15 protein-coding genes are annotated in these 16,962 nt (G+C 42.1%); all 15 read left to right on the top strand.

What is annotated here, in order from left to right; genetic code table 11:
* The first annotated feature begins 202 nt into the window (after positions 1-202).
* A complete protein-coding gene (gene spoIIP, locus ACQCT8_RS05755; protein ID WP_426869306.1) occupies positions 203-1,324 on the top strand; it encodes a stage II sporulation protein P in 1,122 nt (373 codons plus the stop codon).
* A 91-nt stretch (positions 1,325-1,415) separates the two neighbouring features.
* A complete protein-coding gene (gene lepA / locus ACQCT8_RS05750) occupies positions 1,416-3,245 on the top strand; it encodes a translation elongation factor 4 (RefSeq protein ID WP_426869305.1) in 1,830 nt (609 codons plus the stop codon).
* An 88-nt stretch (positions 3,246-3,333) separates the two neighbouring features.
* A complete protein-coding gene (gene hemW, locus ACQCT8_RS05745) occupies positions 3,334-4,479 on the top strand; it encodes a radical SAM family heme chaperone HemW (RefSeq protein WP_426869865.1) in 1,146 nt (381 codons plus the stop codon).
* A gap of 81 nt (positions 4,480-4,560) precedes the next feature.
* Positions 4,561-5,604, top strand: coding sequence for a heat-inducible transcriptional repressor HrcA (gene hrcA, locus ACQCT8_RS05740; protein ID WP_426869303.1), 1,044 nt, complete (start codon positions 4,561-4,563; stop codon positions 5,602-5,604).
* 126 nt (positions 5,605-5,730) lie between these two features.
* Positions 5,731-6,294, top strand: coding sequence for a nucleotide exchange factor GrpE (gene grpE, locus ACQCT8_RS05735; RefSeq protein ID WP_426869302.1), 564 nt, complete (start codon positions 5,731-5,733; stop codon positions 6,292-6,294).
* A gap of 35 nt (positions 6,295-6,329) precedes the next feature.
* Positions 6,330-8,165: a molecular chaperone DnaK gene (dnaK, locus tag ACQCT8_RS05730; protein WP_426869301.1), complete on the top strand. Its 1,836-nt coding sequence runs from the start codon at positions 6,330-6,332 to the stop codon at positions 8,163-8,165.
* A gap of 200 nt (positions 8,166-8,365) precedes the next feature.
* Positions 8,366-9,487 (top strand): molecular chaperone DnaJ, encoded by a 1,122-nt coding sequence (gene dnaJ / locus ACQCT8_RS05725; RefSeq protein WP_278239550.1) that lies wholly within the window; start codon positions 8,366-8,368, stop codon positions 9,485-9,487.
* 21 nt (positions 9,488-9,508) lie between these two features.
* The gene (gene prmA / locus ACQCT8_RS05720) at positions 9,509-10,468 is read left to right on the top strand and encodes a 50S ribosomal protein L11 methyltransferase (RefSeq protein ID WP_426869298.1); all 960 of its coding nucleotides are present in this window, start codon (positions 9,509-9,511) and stop codon (positions 10,466-10,468) included.
* A 2-nt stretch (positions 10,469-10,470) separates the two neighbouring features.
* Positions 10,471-11,223, top strand: a complete 753-nt coding sequence (locus ACQCT8_RS05715; RefSeq protein ID WP_426869296.1) for a 16S rRNA (uracil(1498)-N(3))-methyltransferase — start codon at positions 10,471-10,473, stop codon at positions 11,221-11,223.
* Between the two features lie 4 nt (positions 11,224-11,227).
* Positions 11,228-12,571: a tRNA (N(6)-L-threonylcarbamoyladenosine(37)-C(2))-methylthiotransferase MtaB gene (gene mtaB / locus ACQCT8_RS05710; RefSeq protein WP_426869294.1), complete on the top strand. Its 1,344-nt coding sequence runs from the start codon at positions 11,228-11,230 to the stop codon at positions 12,569-12,571.
* 327 nt (positions 12,572-12,898) lie between these two features.
* Positions 12,899-13,564 carry a deoxyribose-phosphate aldolase gene (deoC, locus tag ACQCT8_RS05705; RefSeq protein ID WP_426869292.1) on the top strand — a complete coding sequence of 222 codons (666 nt, stop codon included), beginning with the start codon at positions 12,899-12,901 and terminating at the stop codon, positions 13,562-13,564.
* Positions 13,565-13,788: 224 nt separating this feature from the next.
* The gene (gene rpsU / locus ACQCT8_RS05700) at positions 13,789-13,962 is read left to right on the top strand and encodes a 30S ribosomal protein S21 (RefSeq protein WP_041059446.1); all 174 of its coding nucleotides are present in this window, start codon (positions 13,789-13,791) and stop codon (positions 13,960-13,962) included.
* A gap of 22 nt (positions 13,963-13,984) precedes the next feature.
* Positions 13,985-14,431: a GatB/YqeY domain-containing protein gene (locus ACQCT8_RS05695; protein ID WP_426869289.1), complete on the top strand. Its 447-nt coding sequence runs from the start codon at positions 13,985-13,987 to the stop codon at positions 14,429-14,431.
* A 187-nt stretch (positions 14,432-14,618) separates the two neighbouring features.
* Positions 14,619-15,935, top strand: a complete 1,317-nt coding sequence (locus ACQCT8_RS05690; protein WP_426869287.1) for an NfeD family protein — start codon at positions 14,619-14,621, stop codon at positions 15,933-15,935.
* Between the two features lie 17 nt (positions 15,936-15,952).
* Positions 15,953-16,936, top strand: coding sequence for a flotillin-like protein FloA (gene floA, locus ACQCT8_RS05685; protein WP_041059438.1), 984 nt, complete (start codon positions 15,953-15,955; stop codon positions 16,934-16,936).
* Positions 16,937-16,962 lie beyond the last annotated feature (26 nt).

Genomic DNA, 16,962 nt, shown 5'->3' with positions numbered 1-16,962 from the left:
TCTTTCTTTATCAACCTCACGCACCGTTCAGGGTTTTAAAACTAAAACATGCTCCTAAAACTCATTTTCAAAAGTTGTTTTTTTATAGGTCCATAAAATCTTTAAAATGATCTTAAAATGTTGAGAATCCAAAAGAACAGTTCTTTCATTTTCCGGCAAGCATAAAATTAAAAGAGTCTTTTATGCGAGGTGGGGAGAAACGATGAAAAAAACAAAAATGATCTTACTAGAACCCGTTTTATCTAAAACGGTACATTCCATTGTCCGGACTACGTTGTTACTCTTGTCGCTGACGCTAACTGCAATCTCTATGCCTTATGTGCTCAATTGGTCTGATAGTCATTCAAGCCAGTGGCAGAAAGGACTGCCGGAAAATTGGACAAAAGCGTTTGTTCAAATGGAAACCTCCTCTATAACAGGAGAAGGTCCGACAGAGCTCGAACTATGGCTTAAAGATTTTTCACTGGTTGTTTCCGATCCTTCAAGGTGGCTTACCACAGAAGGGATGCTAATAAAAAATTCAACAGTTTATGCGCAATCGAGCCACGGTTCCAATTTTCCTGAGCCGTTTGAATCTGTTCCCCCTACGGATTGGTTTTTAAATGGAGAGGAAGAGGATGCTCTTGAACCAGTGACAGAACTCCAGGAGAGTCCTGCAGCATCTGTGATTGTGCCAAATAAAGTTCTTTTGTATTTTACACATTCAAGAGAGTCATTTCTTCCTTATTTGCCGGATACAAAAGATCCAAACCTTGCTCACAATTCAAAGGTAAATATTACGCAAATGGGTCCGTTCTTAAAAACTGCGTTTGAAAAAAGAGGAGTAGGAACCGTTCTGGATCGAACGGATGTTGTCGGAAATTTAAAGGATAATGGGCTGGATTATTACGCCCATGCCTATGATGAATCGAGAAAAGTCGTGCAGACAGCAACTGCTTCCCTGCCCGGTTTGACCTATCTTATAGATGTGCATCGTGATTCTGCACGACATGATGTCACGGCACTTGAGCATGAAGGCAAAGTTTATGCAAGAGTCGCTTTTGTAGTTGGAGGAGAACACGCTGAGAGTGATAAAAATCTAGCTTTGGCAAAAAAAGTCCACGAGAAAATGAACGAAAAGATTCCCGGGATTTCGAGGGATGTGTATTTGAAGGAAGGGGCAGGCACCAACGGCAAATTCAATCAGGACCTGTCTGTCAATTCCCTTCTACTTGAACTGGGCGGGGTTGATAATACGTTCGAGGAAATGCAGCTGTCTGCAGATATATTTGCTGAGGTTCTCTCAGGAATTGTCCTCGAAGCGGAAGCGGTCAGTCAGCCTTAGCTTTATGTAAAGCGTGCGTTGAAACGTTGCCATGAACCTGTTATACTGTATCCTAGCAGAATTGCGTCGAAAAAACAGGAGTGGACATGGAATGAATCAAGAGCAACGATCAAACAGACAAAAGAACATCCGAAACTTTTCTATTATTGCCCATATTGATCATGGGAAATCAACTTTAGCAGACCGGATTTTAGAGAAAACAAAAGCCCTGACATCAAGAGAAATGAAGGCCCAGCTTTTGGATTCTATGGACCTTGAGCGTGAAAGAGGCATCACCATTAAGCTGAATGCTGTTCAGCTTAAGTATCAGGCAAACGATGGTCAGGAATATACATTTCATTTAATTGATACTCCGGGACATGTGGATTTTACCTATGAGGTTTCCCGGAGTCTTGCAGCATGTGAAGGAGCAATTCTTGTAGTAGATGCTGCTCAGGGTATTGAGGCGCAGACATTAGCCAACGTTTACCTGGCATTGGATAATGACCTGGAGATTTTGCCGGTCATTAATAAAATTGATCTTCCTGCAGCAGACCCTGAAAGAGTTCGCAAGGAAGTCGAAGATGTAATAGGTCTGGATGCGTCAGAGGCAGTGCTTGCTTCTGCCAAAGCGGGGATCGGAATTGAAGAAATTTTAGAGCAGATTGTTGAAAAAGTGCCTGCTCCATCAGGAGACCCGGAGGCACCGCTAAAAGCGCTCATATTCGACTCTTTATATGATCCTTACCGTGGAGTAGTTGCATACATAAGGATCGTTGAAGGAAAAGTTAAACCAGGTGACAAAATCCGCATGATGGCGACTGGAAAAGAATTTGAAGTCAACGATATCGGCGTGTTCACCCCTAAAGCAACCCCTCAGGAAGAACTGACGGTAGGCGATGTAGGGTATTTAACAGCGGCGATTAAAAATGTTGGAGATACTCGGGTTGGTGACACGATCACAAGTGCAGTCAAACCTACAGCAGAGGCGCTTCCGGGCTACCGAAAGCTGAATCCGATGGTGTATTGCGGTTTGTACCCAATCGATACTGCACGATATGTAGATTTGCGGGAAGCGCTTGAAAAGCTTGAGTTAAACGATTCGGCTCTTCAATTTGAACCTGAAACCTCCCAGGCTCTGGGCTTTGGCTTCCGATGCGGATTTCTCGGCCTTTTGCATATGGAGATTATTCAGGAAAGAATTGAACGTGAATTTAAAATTGACCTGATTACAACAGCCCCAAGTGTTATTTATGATGTGCATCTTGAAGATGGAACGCAGCTTATGGTGGATAATCCTTCGATGATGCCTGAAGCCCAATCTGTTAACCATGTAGAAGAGCCATACGTAAAAGCGACGATTATGGTTCCAAACGATTATGTCGGTGCAGTAATGGAACTGTCTCAAGCAAAACGAGGGAATTTCATAGATATGCAGTATATGGACGATTCGCGCGTAAACGTTATTTATGAAATGCCGCTGGCAGAGATCGTGTATGACTTTTTTGATCAGCTGAAATCCGGTACAAAAGGTTATGCCTCCTTTGACTATGAGCTGATCGGCTATAAAGAGTCCCAGCTCGTTAAAATGGATATCCTGTTGAATGCAGAGAAGGTCGATGCACTCAGCTTTATCGTTCATAAGGATTTTGCATACGAACGAGGTAAAATAATTGTAGATAAATTAAAGGATTTAATTCCAAGACAGCAGTTTGAAGTTCCGATTCAAGCAGCGGTCGGTCAAAAAATTGTCGCAAGATCCACAATAAAAGCGATGAGAAAAAATGTACTTGCCAAGTGTTACGGCGGAGATATTTCCCGTAAACGAAAGCTTCTTGAAAAACAAAAAGCAGGTAAAAAACGAATGAAAATGGTAGGATCAGTTGAAGTGCCGCAGGAGGCATTTATGGCCGTTCTTCAAATGGACGACTCAGAGAAATAAATGCACGATAAATGAAACAAGCAAATGGGGAGAGTGCTTTGTAATGAAGCGATACTCATCCCCTTTTTGCATGAGCAGAGGTGAAATCATGACAACAGCAGCTTATATTCATATCCCTTTTTGCCACCATATTTGCCACTACTGTGATTTCAACAAAGTGTTTATGAAAAACCAGCCTGTAGATTTATATATTGAACGGCTTCTTGACGAAATCAGATTGCGCAAAGATGTGGACCAGCAGCCTCTTACAAGTATTTTTGTAGGAGGGGGGACCCCTACAGCGCTTGATCATAATCAGCTTGAACAGTTGTGCAAGGGAATTTCTGAAATTCTCCCTTTTAGTTCAACCATTGAATATACATTTGAAGCAAACCCTGGAGATCTTTCGTTGGAAAAAATACAAGTACTCCGGAAATACGGAGTAAACCGGCTGAGTTTTGGTGTACAATCTTTTAATGATGAACTGCTTCATAAGATCGGTCGGAATCATAGAGGCAAAGATGTGTACAGATCAATTACAGATGCACAGCTGGCCGGGTTTTCAAATATCAGCATTGACTTAATTTATGCACTGCCAACCCAGACTCTTGCTGATTTTGAAGAAACGCTTGATAAAGCATTAGAGCTCGACCTTCCGCACTATTCAGGCTATTCATTAATTGTTGAACCTAAAACAGTCTTTTATAATCTCATGCGCAAAGGTAAGCTCCCGCTTCCTGGTGAAGAAACCGAAGCAGCCATGTATGAACTGCTAATGAAAAAAATGAGAGAAAAAGGATTAAATCAATACGAAATTTCCAACTTTGCTAAAGAAGGCTATGAAAGCCGGCACAATCTGGTGTATTGGAATAATGATGAATACTACGGATTTGGAGCGGGCGCCCATGGGTATGTAAAAGGAATCAGGTACTCGAATATAGCTCCCGTTTCAAAATATATGGAGGCGGTAAGCAGCAGAAGCCTTCCTACGTTAAATGAACAAAAAGTTCCTCTGCATGAAAAAATGGAAGAGGAGATGTTTCTGGGTTTAAGAAAAACAAACGGAGTATCAATCACTAAATTTAGTGAAAGATATAATGAAGATATACTGAATCGGTTTGATAAGGCGGTTGAAGATGCCCAAAACAAGGGTCTGCTGACAATCGAAAATGACCATTTAATGCTGACACATAAGGGGAAATTTTTAGGGAATGAAGTTTTTCAATCTTTTATAGGAATAATCGAAACGAACTAATTGACAGGTAAACGCTGTTTTGATAAGTTAGTGTTAGATTTAGCACTCGGGGTAACAGAGTGCTAACAGGGGTGATGAACGATGCTAACGGATCGACAATTACTTATTTTGCAAGTGATCATTGATGACTTTATTCGTTCTGCTCAGCCTGTGGGCTCGAGGAGTCTATCGAAGAAAAATGAAATTCAATTTAGTTCGGCTACAGTTCGAAACGAGATGTCTGATTTAGAGGAAATGGGTTTTATTGAAAAGACACATACTTCTTCAGGCAGAGTCCCTTCTGAGAAAGGATACCGTTTTTATGTAGATCATTTACTTTCTCCGCAAGCTTTGCAGCAGCAGGATATTTCACAAATCCATTCGATATTTGCAGAAAGAATATTCGAAATGGAAAATATCGTGCAGCGGTCGGCTAAAATATTATCTGAACTAACGAATTATACATCGATTGTACTTGGTCCTAACCTGCAGGAAAACAGAGTTAAGCAAATCCAAGTGGTCCCACTGTCTGAGGGGACTGCCATTGCAATCATTGTAACGGATACAGGTCATGTGGAAAGCCGGCGCTTTTCATTTCCAAAAGATATGAAAGCAGAAGATATTGAAGGGATGGTGCGCCTGTTGAATGACCGGCTTGCTGGAACTCCTTTGATGGAGCTTCACGACCGTCTTTACAAAGAAATGGCCATCTTGCTGAAGCGGCACATTGCTAATTATGATTTAATGCTTCAGGCTTTTGCAGAGATCATGAATGTTCCGGTTCATGACAAGTTATTTTTCGGTGGCAAAATGAACATGATGAATCAGCCTGAGTTCAGCGATATTGAGAAGCTCAGACTGCTTATGGACATGATTGAACGTGAAGATAATTTGTATCATTTAATTCGCCCGACTGAAGGAATAGGCATACAAGTAAAAATAGGAAAAGAAAATGATAATGTTGCAATGGAAAACTGCTCATTAATTACCGCTACTTTTCCCATTGCCAGTGGTCAAAAAGGCTCGCTTGCAATATTAGGTCCTACAAGAATGGAGTATTCCAGAGTGATCAGCCTGCTGAATATGCTCAGTGGTGATTTATCAAAAGCTCTGTCCAATCTTTACGGCAAATCGCAGGAAAAGTAAGAGCCTTTAACGTATAGACAGAGACTGAGATCAGTTTCTGTCTTAAAATCCGACGTTTAAAGCTTAAAGATAAGGGAATAGGTTGTTTGGCTAAAGAACACGAGTCATTTCAAGGAGGTGAAACAAATGTCAGAGAACGAACAAATCAAAAATCGCGAACACGCAGAAGAACAAACCCGCGAAACAGAAGAGACAATTGAAAAAGAACTGTCTTCTGAGGAAGCGACTGAAAGCGGAAGTGAAGAAGTTGAAATAGACTACGAAGCTAAGGCTGAAGAAGCAGAAAACCGCTATTTACGTTTGCGTGCTGATTTTGACAATTACCGCCGCCGTATTCAAAAAGAAGGAGAAGCAAAGGAAAAGTATCGTGCACAAAGTCTGATCACGAATATTTTACCTGCTTTAGATAATTTTGAACGGGCGCTTACAATAGATTCATCCGATGATTCAACTGGTTCCCTGCTTAAGGGAATGCAAATGGTCCATTCAAGTTTGCTTCAAGCATTAAAAGAAGAAGGACTTGAAGTCATTGAAGCGGTTGGACAGCCGTTTGACCCGAATCTCCATCAGGCTGTTATGCAGGTATCTGAAGAAGGAGTTGAGTCAAACACTGTAGTGGAAGAATTCCAAAAAGGATACCGGCTAAAAGACCGGGTAATCCGTCCATCAATGGTAAAAGTAAACGAATAATTTCGTTACATACTGATTAGGAGGTAGTTTACATTATGAGTAAAATTATTGGAATTGATTTAGGAACAACAAACTCTTGTGTCTCTATTTTAGAAGGCGGAGAGCCAAAAGTAATTGCAAATCCTGAGGGTAACCGCACTTCACCTTCTGTTGTTGCATTTAAGAACGGTGAAAAGCAGGTAGGGGAAGTAGCCAAGCGCCAGGCGATTACGAATCCAAACACCATTATGTCGATTAAAAGACATATGGGCACAAATCACAAAGTAGAAGTTGAAGGAAAAGAATATTCTCCACAGGAAATTTCTGCCATGATTCTTCAATACATGAAATCATATGCTGAGAGCTATCTTGGAGAAGAAGTAACAAAAGCGGTCATCACTGTTCCTGCTTACTTTAATGACGCAGAACGACAAGCTACTAAAGATGCCGGTAAAATTGCGGGTCTTGAAGTGGAGCGTATCATTAACGAGCCGACTGCAGCAGCATTAGCTTACGGACTTGATAAAATGGATCAGGACCAGACGATCCTTGTTTATGATCTTGGCGGCGGAACATTTGACGTATCCTTGCTTGAACTTGGCGACGGTGTATTTGAAGTCCGTTCAACAGCTGGTGACAACCGTCTTGGAGGAGATGACTTTGACCAGGTCATCATTGATCACTTAGTTGCAGAATTTAAGAAAGATAATGGCATTGATCTTTCTAAAGATAAAATGGCTCTTCAACGTTTGAAGGATGCTGCTGAAAAAGCGAAAAAAGACCTTTCAGGTGTTACATCTACACAAATCTCACTGCCATTTATTACTGCCGGCGATGCTGGACCGCTTCACTTGGAATTGAATTTGTCACGTGCTAAATTTGATGAACTTTCATCAAAACTAGTAGAACGTACAATGGGGCCTACACGTCAGGCAATTAAAGATGCTGGATTATCTTCTTCTGAAATCGACAAAGTTATTCTTGTCGGCGGTTCGACGCGAATCCCTGCAGTTCAGGAAGCAATTCGCAAAGAAACAGGAAAAGAGCCTTCTCAAGGAGTAAATCCTGATGAAGTTGTAGCTATGGGTGCTGCGATCCAGGGTGGAGTTCTTACAGGAGATGTAAAAGATGTTGTTCTTCTGGATGTCACACCACTTTCACTTGGTATTGAAACAATGGGCGGCGTTTCAACAAAGCTTATTGAACGAAATACAACGATTCCGACTTCTAAATCTCAAACGTTCTCGACAGCTGCCGATAATCAAAACGCTGTAGATATTCACGTGTTGCAAGGTGAACGCCCAATGGCAGCAGACAATAAAACCCTTGGACGCTTCCAGCTTGGGGATATACCTCCAGCACCGCGCGGAGTTCCTCAAATCGAAGTAACGTTCGACATTGATAAAAATGGTATTGTTAATGTAAGTGCTAAAGATCTAGGCACTGGTAAAGAACAAACCATTACAATTAAATCGTCAACCGGGTTATCTGATGATGAGATCGAGCGTATGGTACAAGAAGCTGAAGAAAATGCAGAAGCTGATAAGGCTCGCAAAGAAGAAGCTGAAGTACGCAACGAAGCCGATCAACTGGTATTCCAAACAGATAAAACACTTGCTGATCTTGGTGAGAATGTTGATGAAGACGAGAAGAAAAAAGCAGAAGCAGCTCGCGACGAGTTGAAAGAAGCGATTGAGAAAAATGAATACGAAGAAATTAAAACCAAGAAAGAGTCCCTTCAGGAAATTATTCAGGCACTTACAATGAAGATGTATGAAGAAGCTGCAAAAAAAGCTGAAGCAGAGCAGCAGGCTGCAGGCGGAGAAGCAGAGTCTAAAAATGACGACGTTGTAGATGCGGATTTTGAAGAAGTAGACGAAGATAAAAAATAATTTATAGATAGTATAGGGAAAAGTCAAAGCCGCAGTTTGCATGGCTTTGGCTTTTTTCTTGAAACAAAGCAGGAGTTTGCATGGCAGACAGAAAAGGTGAATTATTAAAAAAATTCACACTTATAAGGAAGCCATTGTACAGAAGAGCTGTGTAGTGATAAAATAACCTTCATGTAAAAGGACCCGGGAGTGTGCAGATGATGAGTAAACGAGATTTTTATGAAGTGCTTGGTGTTTCAGAAAGTGCTTCTAAAGAAGAAATTAAAAAAGCGTATAGACGTTTATCAAAAAAATATCATCCGGACATCAATAAGGATGCAGATGCTGGTGATAAATTTAAAGAAATTAAGACAGCCTATGAAAACTTAAGTGATGATCAAAAGCGTGCTCACTACGATCAGTTTGGCCATACAGACCCCAATCAGGGATTTGGCGGCGGTGGAGCAGGATTTGAAGGCTTCGGCGGATTTGAAGATATTTTCAGTTCGTTTTTTGGCGGCGGTGGAAGACAGCGTGACCCAAATGCCCCAAGACAAGGAAATGATCTTCAGTATACAATGACGATTACTTTCAACGATGCAGTGTTTGGAAAAGAAACAGATATTGAAATTCCTAGAGAAGAAACCTGTGAGACATGCGATGGCAGCGGAGCAAAACCAGGTACTAAACCAGAAACATGCCAGCATTGTAAAGGAGCAGGTCAGCTTAACGTTGAACAGCAGACTCCATTTGGAAGAATTGTGAATCGAAGAGTATGTCATTACTGTGAAGGTTCAGGGAAAATTGTTAAAGACAAATGTTCAACCTGCAGCGGTTCAGGTAAAGTGCAAAAACGCAAGAAGATACATGTGAAAATTCCAGCCGGCGTAGATGATGGACAGCAAATGCGAGTAGGCGGTCAGGGTGAACCGGGTATTAACGGAGGACCTGCAGGGGATCTTTATGTGGTATTCAGAGTAAGAGCGCATGAGATATTTGAGCGTGAAGGCGACGATATTTACCTAGATATGCCTATTACATTTGCTCAGGCGGCTTTAGGCGATGAACTTGAAGTTCCGACGATTCACGGCAAAGTGAAATGGAAACTGCCAGCAGGAACCCAGTCCGGCACAGCCTTCCGATTAAAAGGAAAAGGCGTGAAAAATGTACATGGATATGGTACAGGTGATCAGCATATTCGCGTAAAAGTCATCACACCAAAAAAACTGACAGAAAAACAAAAGGATCTGCTGAGAGAATTTGCTGACATCAGTGGTGATGTTCCTGACGAACAGCATGATGGTTTTTTTGATAAAGTAAAGCGCGCATTCAAGGGTGAGTAAACTGGGAATGGAGTTGGTAGAATGAGATGGTCTGAAATAAGCATCCATACAACAAACGAAGCAATTGAGCCAATTTCGAATATTTTGCATGAAGCTGGAGCCAGCGGAGTAGTGATTGAAGATCCGAGAGAACTTACGAAAGAACGAATAGACAAATTCGGTGAGATCTACCAGCTTGATCCCGAGGATTACCCCGACCAAGGCGTGCTTGTAAAAGCGTATTTATCCGTCAATAGTTTTCTGGCAGAAACGGTAGACGGCATTAAAACAGCAGTCAGCAACCTGGTTTCCTTTGATATTGACATTGGTGAAAATAAAGTGGAAATCAGTGAAGTAAACGAGGAAGAATGGGCTACTGCCTGGAAAAAATATTATAATCCGGTCAAGATCTCTTCTACTTTTACGATTGTGCCAACATGGGAAGAATATGAGCCGGTATCAAGTGATGAATTAATTATAGAACTTGATCCGGGCATGGCTTTTGGCACCGGTACCCACCCAACAACGGTCATGTGCATTCAGGCGCTTGAGCGCACGGTAAAAAAAGGCGATCGGGTGATTGATGTCGGCACAGGTTCCGGTGTCCTCTCTATAGCTTCAGCCCTGCTTGAAGCAGAACATATCCGCGCACTGGATTTGGACGATGTAGCTGTGACAGCGGCCAGGCAGAATATTGAGTTAAACAGTGTATCTGACAAGGTGACTGTTGAACAAGGAAATCTGCTTAATGAACAAACAGAAAAAGCAGAAGTCATTGTGGCAAATATTTTAGCGGAAGTCATTTTGCTTTTTGCAGACGATGCTTTTAAACTTACGGTACCGGGTGGAACATTTATAACATCCGGTATTATTCAGGCTAAAAAACAGCTTGTAAAAGATAAACTTACCCAAGCAGGCTTCAGGATTGAGGAAGTCGTGACGATGGAAGACTGGGTAGCCATTATTGCAAAAAAACCATCTGAAGTCGTGCGTGAGAGCTGATTATGCAAAGATATTTTGTACAAGAGCTTCCCAATGAAGAAGGTTTATTTACTGTAAGTGGTGAGGATGCTCATCATATGGCCAATGTAATGAGAATGCAGCCGGAAAGTGCGTTTATAGCTGTCTTTGAGAATAACAAGGCTGCTGCTTGCAGGATTGTCAGATTGGATAAGTTGAAGATACTCTGTTGTGCTGAAGACTATTTAGATCATTCGCCGGAGCTCCCTGTGAAGGTATCTATCGCTCACGGACTGCCGAAAGGGGACAAATTTGAACTGGTCATACAAAAGTCGACTGAACTTGGCGCCTATTCACTGATTCCCTTTTTAGCAGCGCGTTCCATTGTAAAATGGGATGAAAAAAAAGGCTCAAAAAAAGTAGATCGATGGAACAAAATTACAAAAGAAGCAGCTGAGCAGTCACATAGGCTTCATTTACCGCAGGTGGAAACGCCTCATACTTTTAATGAACTGTTAAAAGCTGCCGAATCATTTGATTCAGTCATTGTTGCTTACGAGGAACAGGCGAAGCGAGGGAATATTTCTTCTTTTGCAAAAGCACTGGGGGCAGTTTCGGACGGACAATCCATTTTAGTGGTAATAGGTCCGGAAGGCGGGCTTTCTGAAAGGGAAGTTAACCAGCTAGAAGAAATTGGGGCTGTAAGCTGCGGGTTTGGACCGAGAATATTAAGAAGCGAGACGGCTCCGCTATACGCGCTTGCGGCTATCTCGTATCAATTTGAGTTAATGAGGTGAAATAATGGCTACAGTTGCTTTTCATACACTGGGATGTAAAGTAAATCATTATGAAACAGAAGCCATCTGGCAGCTATTTAAATCCAATGGGTATGATCGTGTCGAATATGATCATTCCTCGGATGTGTATGTAATCAATACGTGTACAGTAACGAATACCGGCGACAAAAAAAGTCGTCAGGTGATTAGAAGGGCCATCAGGAAAAACCCGGATGCGGTCATTTGTGTGACAGGTTGTTATGCACAGACCTCCCCTGCTGAAATTATGGCAATACCTGGTGTAGATGTAGTTGTCGGTACACAGGACCGTACAAAAATGCTGGATTATATTGAGCAGTACAAAAACGAGCGGAAACCCATAAATGGTGTAACCAATATTATGAAAAACCGTGTCTACGAGGAGCTTGATGTTCCTGCTTTTACGGATCGTACTCGTGCTTCTTTGAAAATTCAGGAGGGCTGCAATAATTTCTGCACGTTTTGCATTATCCCCTGGGCTCGCGGACTTATGCGTTCAAGAGATCCTAAAGAAGTTCTTCATCAGGCTCAGCAGCTTGTGGATGCAGGCTATAAAGAAATCGTGCTTACAGGCATTCACACCGGCGGGTATGGGGAAGACATGAAAGATTATAATCTTGCCATGCTGTTAACAGATCTTGAAAAAGAAGTTAAAGGCCTTAAAAGAATTCGTATATCGTCTATTGAAGCAAGTCAGCTGACTGACGAAGTAATTGAAGTAATTGACCGTTCCAACATGGTAGTCCGTCACCTTCATATTCCGCTTCAGTCCGGTTCAAACACTGTTTTAAAAAGAATGCGCCGCAAATATACGATGGAGTTTTTTGCAGAGAGATTGGAAAAACTTAAAAAAGCGCTGCCGGGTCTGGCCGTTACTTCTGATGTGATTGTCGGTTTTCCAGGTGAAACAGAAGAAGAATTTATGGAAACCTTTAATTTTATTAATGATCAGAAATTTTCAGAGCTGCATGTTTTTCCTTATTCTAAAAGAACAGGAACTCCTGCAGCACGCATGGATGACCAGGTAGACGAAGAAGTGAAAAATGAGCGGGTTCACCGTCTGATTGAGCTGTCAAATCAGCTTGCCAAGGAATATGCATCTCGTTTTGAAAATGAGATCCTAGAAGTTATTCCTGAAGAACCATTTAAAGAAGCCTCAGAAGAAAATCTCTTTGTGGGCTATACCGATAATTATCTTAAAGTCGTTTTCCCGGCCACAGAAGAGATGATTGGCAAATTAGTTAAAGTTAAAATCAGTGAAGCTGGATATCCTTACAACAAGGCTGAATTCGTCCGTGTGCTTGACACAGATTCTCTTGTTGTAAACTAGCTTGAAAGTTGATGTACTTTAAGGGGGAGGAGCCGTGAATCGTCTCCCAGCAGTGCCGTTTTCCTGAAATGAACCGATCGAAGAGGCTTGGACGAAACATAATAGAATTCAAAGAAATGAAGAAGTTTTGATAAATAGTAAGAGGAGAGCTGAGCGGAAAGCGTCCGCCTAAAGCGCAAGGAACCGGTCAAAGAGCCTGAGACTTATGTCCAGGCTCATTCTTATATTCCGCATATTCGTTCTGGCAATGTTATCATTAATGGCTTATTCCTATGTCAAATGGTATAATAGGTACGGACATCTAATCAAAGGAGACTGATTTTAATAATGAATATTGCAAAAATGATTGATCATACTTTGCTTAAACCGGAAGCAACGAAAGAACAGGTTACTGCACTATGTGAAGAAGCAAGTGAACACGGTTTTATTTCAGTTTGTGTAAACCCTGCATGGGTCCGTTTATCAAGTGAAATTCTTCATAAAACAGATGTAAAAGTATGTACAGTTATTGGTTTTCCATTAGGCGCATCTGCAACAGAAACCAAAGCTTTTGAAACAAAGCAGGCTATAGAAGACGGAGCTTCTGAAGTTGATATGGTCATCAATATCGGCGCACTAAAAAGCGGTCAATATGAAGAGGTACAGCAGGACATTCAGGCTGTTACAGCTGCTGCTAAAGGAAAAGCGCTGACTAAAGTGATCATAGAGACATCTTTGCTTACAGACGAGGAAAAGGTTATTGCGTGTGAGCTTGCAGTCAAAGCAGGGGCAGATTTTGTTAAAACATCTACGGGCTTTTCAACAGGCGGCGCAACAATTGAAGACATTCAACTGATGAGAAAAACAGTCGGTCCAGATATTGGAGTCAAAGCTTCTGGCGGTGTGCGTTCAACAGAAGATGCTGCGAATATGGTTAAAGCCGGTGCAACACGGATCGGTGCAAGTTCAGGGGTTAAAATTCTGCAAGGATTAACGGCGGACAGCGATTACTAAAACTGCTCTCAGGTCAAGTATTTCTTAATTTGATTCCCGAGTTGTTTTGTATTAAATATGGTTGACCGAAACAACCCATTATATTATACTAGATAAGTACATGGGATATTACCCGTGAATGCCAGTAAGTATCCCTATCTTACTGCATGCAATGAAGGATAGCTTTTGTTGTTCTCTTTGCTTGAACTTGTAAGTGTAGTGTGTTCGGAGGGAGGGAAAGAGAGATGTCAAGAACAGTTGTTCGCAAAAACGAATCGCTTGAAGATGCTCTTCGCCGCTTCAAAAAGACTACATCAAAGGCTGGTACTTTACAAGAGTTCAGAAAGCGTGAATTCTATGAAAAGCCAAGCGTGAAGCGTAAGAAAAAGTCTGAAGCAGCAAGAAAGCGTAAGTTCTAATTAAGAATAGAGGGTGCCGGTATTGAGTCTTCTTGAGCGTCTTAACAAGGACATGTTAACAGCGATGAAAAACAAAGAAAGAGATAATCTTTCCGTTATTCGTATGGTCAAAGCTTCTATGCAAAATGAGGGATATAAACTCGGACGGCAGGAATTGAGTGATGACGAAGCGTTAACTGTACTTTCTCGTGAATTAAAACAGCGGAAAGACTCATACCAGGAGTTTAAAGCTGCAGGCCGAGAGGATCTCGCTGAAAAACTTGAATCCGAAATTGTATTAATTGAAACCTACATGCCGCAGCAGCTGACAGAAGAAGAACTTGAGTCGGTCGTTCAGGAAACGATTACTGAAACAAACGCTTCTACAAAAGCTGATATGGGCAAGGTTATGAGTGCCATTATGCCTAAAGTGAAAGGCAAGGCTGATGGAGGAAGAGTGAACGCTCTTGTCCTTAAACACTTATCATAAAAAGCTGACCACCAATTTGTGCTCTCAGTTTAACTAACAAGCCGTGATGGTAAACCCATCACGGCTTGATTATTTTCCAGCTGTTAGTGCACAATGTAAGAGAGGCTTTTTTTTATTTTTTGAAACTTTTTATTGTCCCACTCGTATATAAGATAAGCGACAGTACATTTAAGAGAGGAGGTTGAAAATGATTCGTAAAGGAACAGTCATTTTTCTTGCCGCTGCATTCTTTCTTTCACTCTTTTTACCTTTTCAACCAGCTCAGGCAGCAGACGAAGTTGTATACGTTGTGCCGCTGGAAAAAGAAGTGGAACGGGGGCTGGCCTCCTTTCTTGATCGGGCGATTACAGATGCTGAAGAAGCCGGTGCCGATGCCATCATATTCGACATAAATACACCTGGCGGAGCAGTTAATGCTGCTCATGAAATTGCCAAAACACTTCGCGAGACAGAATTGAGGACAGTCGCGTTTGTAAATGATGATGCCATTTCTGCAGGCGCTTTCATTGCCCTGTATGCACAAGAAATTTATATGACCCCTGATGGAAAAATGGGGGCGGCGGCAGTAATTGATGCTGCAGGCAATATGGCGGATGAAAAAGCCAGGAGCTCATGGTTCACTGCGATGACGAACGCAGCGCAATCAAAAGAAGGCCGGGATGTACAAATTGCTCAGGCGATGGTAGACGAAACCATTGATCTGCCTGAATTCAATGCACCAGAAGGAAGATTGCTGACATTGACAGACGAGCAGGCAGCAGAGGCAGGCTACTCTGATGGAACTGTAAATGATCTTGAGGGCGTTCTTTCAAAAATTGGAATGGAAAATGCAGAGGTACGCAGCATTGAGCCAAGTTTTCTGGAAAATGTGGCGCGCTTTATCACAAACCCAATTATTGTACCTATACTTCTTTCCATTGCCAGCATAGGTTTAATTGTTGAATTATATTCTCCTGGCTTCGGTGTAGCAGGAATAATGGGGTTGAGTGCCATGATGATGTTTTTCTTTGGCCACTTAGTAGCGGGATTGGCAGGATTTGAAGTGCTGATATTGTTTCTAATAGGAGTTGCATTAATCATTGCTGAATTTTTTGTCCCGGGAGGTATTCTGGGCATACTTGGATTAACTGCAATCGTTGCAAGTATCTTGCTATCCGGCGACAGCGTTGTGTATATGGGTATAGCCCTCTCCATTGCGTTGCTGGTGGCTGTAATTGGGATGGTGGTTATGGTGAAATTTCTCGGTAAAAATCTTCACGTTTTAAAACGCATTATATTAAGTGATTCAACGAATACGGAAAGCGGCTATGTTTCCAATGTCAACAGACTTGAGCTTATAGGCAAAACAGGTGTAACAAGAACTCCACTTCGTCCTTCTGGGACGATTGTTATAGATGACGAACGTATCGACGCAGTGACCGAAGGCGGCTACATTGACAAAGAAAAGCAAGTCAAGGTGGTAAAAGTGGAAGGCTCGCGGATTGTTGTCCGGGAAGCAGAGTAAAAGGAGTGGATCAGTAAATGGGAACAGAAGCTATAATGTTGGTTGTCATTATCATTGCAGTCGTTATCGCGCTTAGTGTATTATTTACATTCGTGCCGGTAATGCTGTGGATTTCAGCTCTTGCAGCAGGAGTAAAGGTAAGCATCTTTACTTTAGTTGGAATGAGATTAAGACGTGTTATACCAAACAGAGTTATTAATCCGATGATTAAAGCATCAAAAGCTGGTGTGGATGTCACGATTAATCAGCTTGAAAGCCATTACCTTGCGGGTGGTAACGTAGACCGAGTAGTAAACGCTCTGATCGCTGCTCAGCGTGCAAATATTGAGCTGGCGTTTGAACGTTGTGCTGCGATTGATCTTGCAGGCCGTGACGTGCTGCAGGCAGTTCAAATGAGTGTTAATCCTAAAGTGATTGAAACACCGTTTATTGCCGGTGTGGCTATGGATGGAATTGAAGTAAAGGCCAAAGCCAGAATTACAGTTCGTGCAAACATTGAACGTCTGGTCGGGGGAGCCGGTGAAGACACGATCGTAGCCCGGGTTGGAGAGGGGATTGTCAGTACGATTGGTTCAAGCGATAATCATAAAAAAGTACTTGAAAATCCGGATTTAATTTCTCAAACCGTTCTTGGCAAAGGTCTTGACTCGGGAACAGCATTTGAAATTCTTTCAATTGATATTGCCGATGTTGACATCGGTAAAAATATCGGTGCAGAACTCCAGACAGAGCAGGCAGAAGCTGATAAAAACATCGCTCAGGCAAAAGCAGAAGAGCGCCGCGCGATGGCTGTTGCACAGGAGCAGGAAATGAGAGCCCGTGTAGAAGAAATGAGAGCAAAAGTTGTGGAAGCAGAAGCGGAAGTTCCACTAGCGATGGCTGAAGCACTGCGTGAAGGCAATATTGGTGTTATGGACTATATGAACATAAAAAATATTGATGCGGACACAGATATGCGTGATTCCATTGGCAAACTCTCAGGAGATAAGAAGGAAAAATAATCGAATGTCCGCATGAATTTGCTGAC

The sequence above is a fragment of the Jeotgalibacillus proteolyticus genome, assembly GCF_050107735.1.
Taxonomy (GTDB): Bacteria; Bacillota; Bacilli; order Bacillales; family Jeotgalibacillaceae; genus Jeotgalibacillus; species Jeotgalibacillus proteolyticus_A.
The sequence above is the reverse complement of the archived record's forward strand: the minus strand, read 5'-3'. Positions and strand labels throughout refer to the sequence as shown.

What these genes read in the sequence shown, in the direction of transcription:
- prmA (WP_426869298.1), top strand. Translation starts at nt 9,509, where the DNA reads ATGAGATGGTCTGAAATAAGCATCCATACAACAAACGAAGCAATTGAG.
- rpsU (WP_041059446.1), top strand. Translation starts at nt 13,789, where the DNA reads ATGTCAAGAACAGTTGTTCGCAAAAACGAATCGCTTGAAGATGCTCTT.
- dnaJ (WP_278239550.1), top strand. Translation starts at nt 8,366, where the DNA reads ATGAGTAAACGAGATTTTTATGAAGTGCTTGGTGTTTCAGAAAGTGCT.
- dnaK (WP_426869301.1), top strand. Translation starts at nt 6,330, where the DNA reads ATGAGTAAAATTATTGGAATTGATTTAGGAACAACAAACTCTTGTGTC.
- grpE (WP_426869302.1), top strand. Translation starts at nt 5,731, where the DNA reads ATGTCAGAGAACGAACAAATCAAAAATCGCGAACACGCAGAAGAACAA.
- ACQCT8_RS05690 (WP_426869287.1), top strand. Translation starts at nt 14,619, where the DNA reads ATGATTCGTAAAGGAACAGTCATTTTTCTTGCCGCTGCATTCTTTCTT.
- mtaB (WP_426869294.1), top strand. Translation starts at nt 11,228, where the DNA reads ATGGCTACAGTTGCTTTTCATACACTGGGATGTAAAGTAAATCATTAT.
- hrcA (WP_426869303.1), top strand. Translation starts at nt 4,561, where the DNA reads ATGCTAACGGATCGACAATTACTTATTTTGCAAGTGATCATTGATGAC.
- floA (WP_041059438.1), top strand. Translation starts at nt 15,953, where the DNA reads ATGGGAACAGAAGCTATAATGTTGGTTGTCATTATCATTGCAGTCGTT.
- ACQCT8_RS05715 (WP_426869296.1), top strand. Translation starts at nt 10,471, where the DNA reads ATGCAAAGATATTTTGTACAAGAGCTTCCCAATGAAGAAGGTTTATTT.
- lepA (WP_426869305.1), top strand. Translation starts at nt 1,416, where the DNA reads ATGAATCAAGAGCAACGATCAAACAGACAAAAGAACATCCGAAACTTT.
- spoIIP (WP_426869306.1), top strand. Translation starts at nt 203, where the DNA reads ATGAAAAAAACAAAAATGATCTTACTAGAACCCGTTTTATCTAAAACG.
- deoC (WP_426869292.1), top strand. Translation starts at nt 12,899, where the DNA reads ATGAATATTGCAAAAATGATTGATCATACTTTGCTTAAACCGGAAGCA.
- hemW (WP_426869865.1), top strand. Translation starts at nt 3,334, where the DNA reads ATGACAACAGCAGCTTATATTCATATCCCTTTTTGCCACCATATTTGC.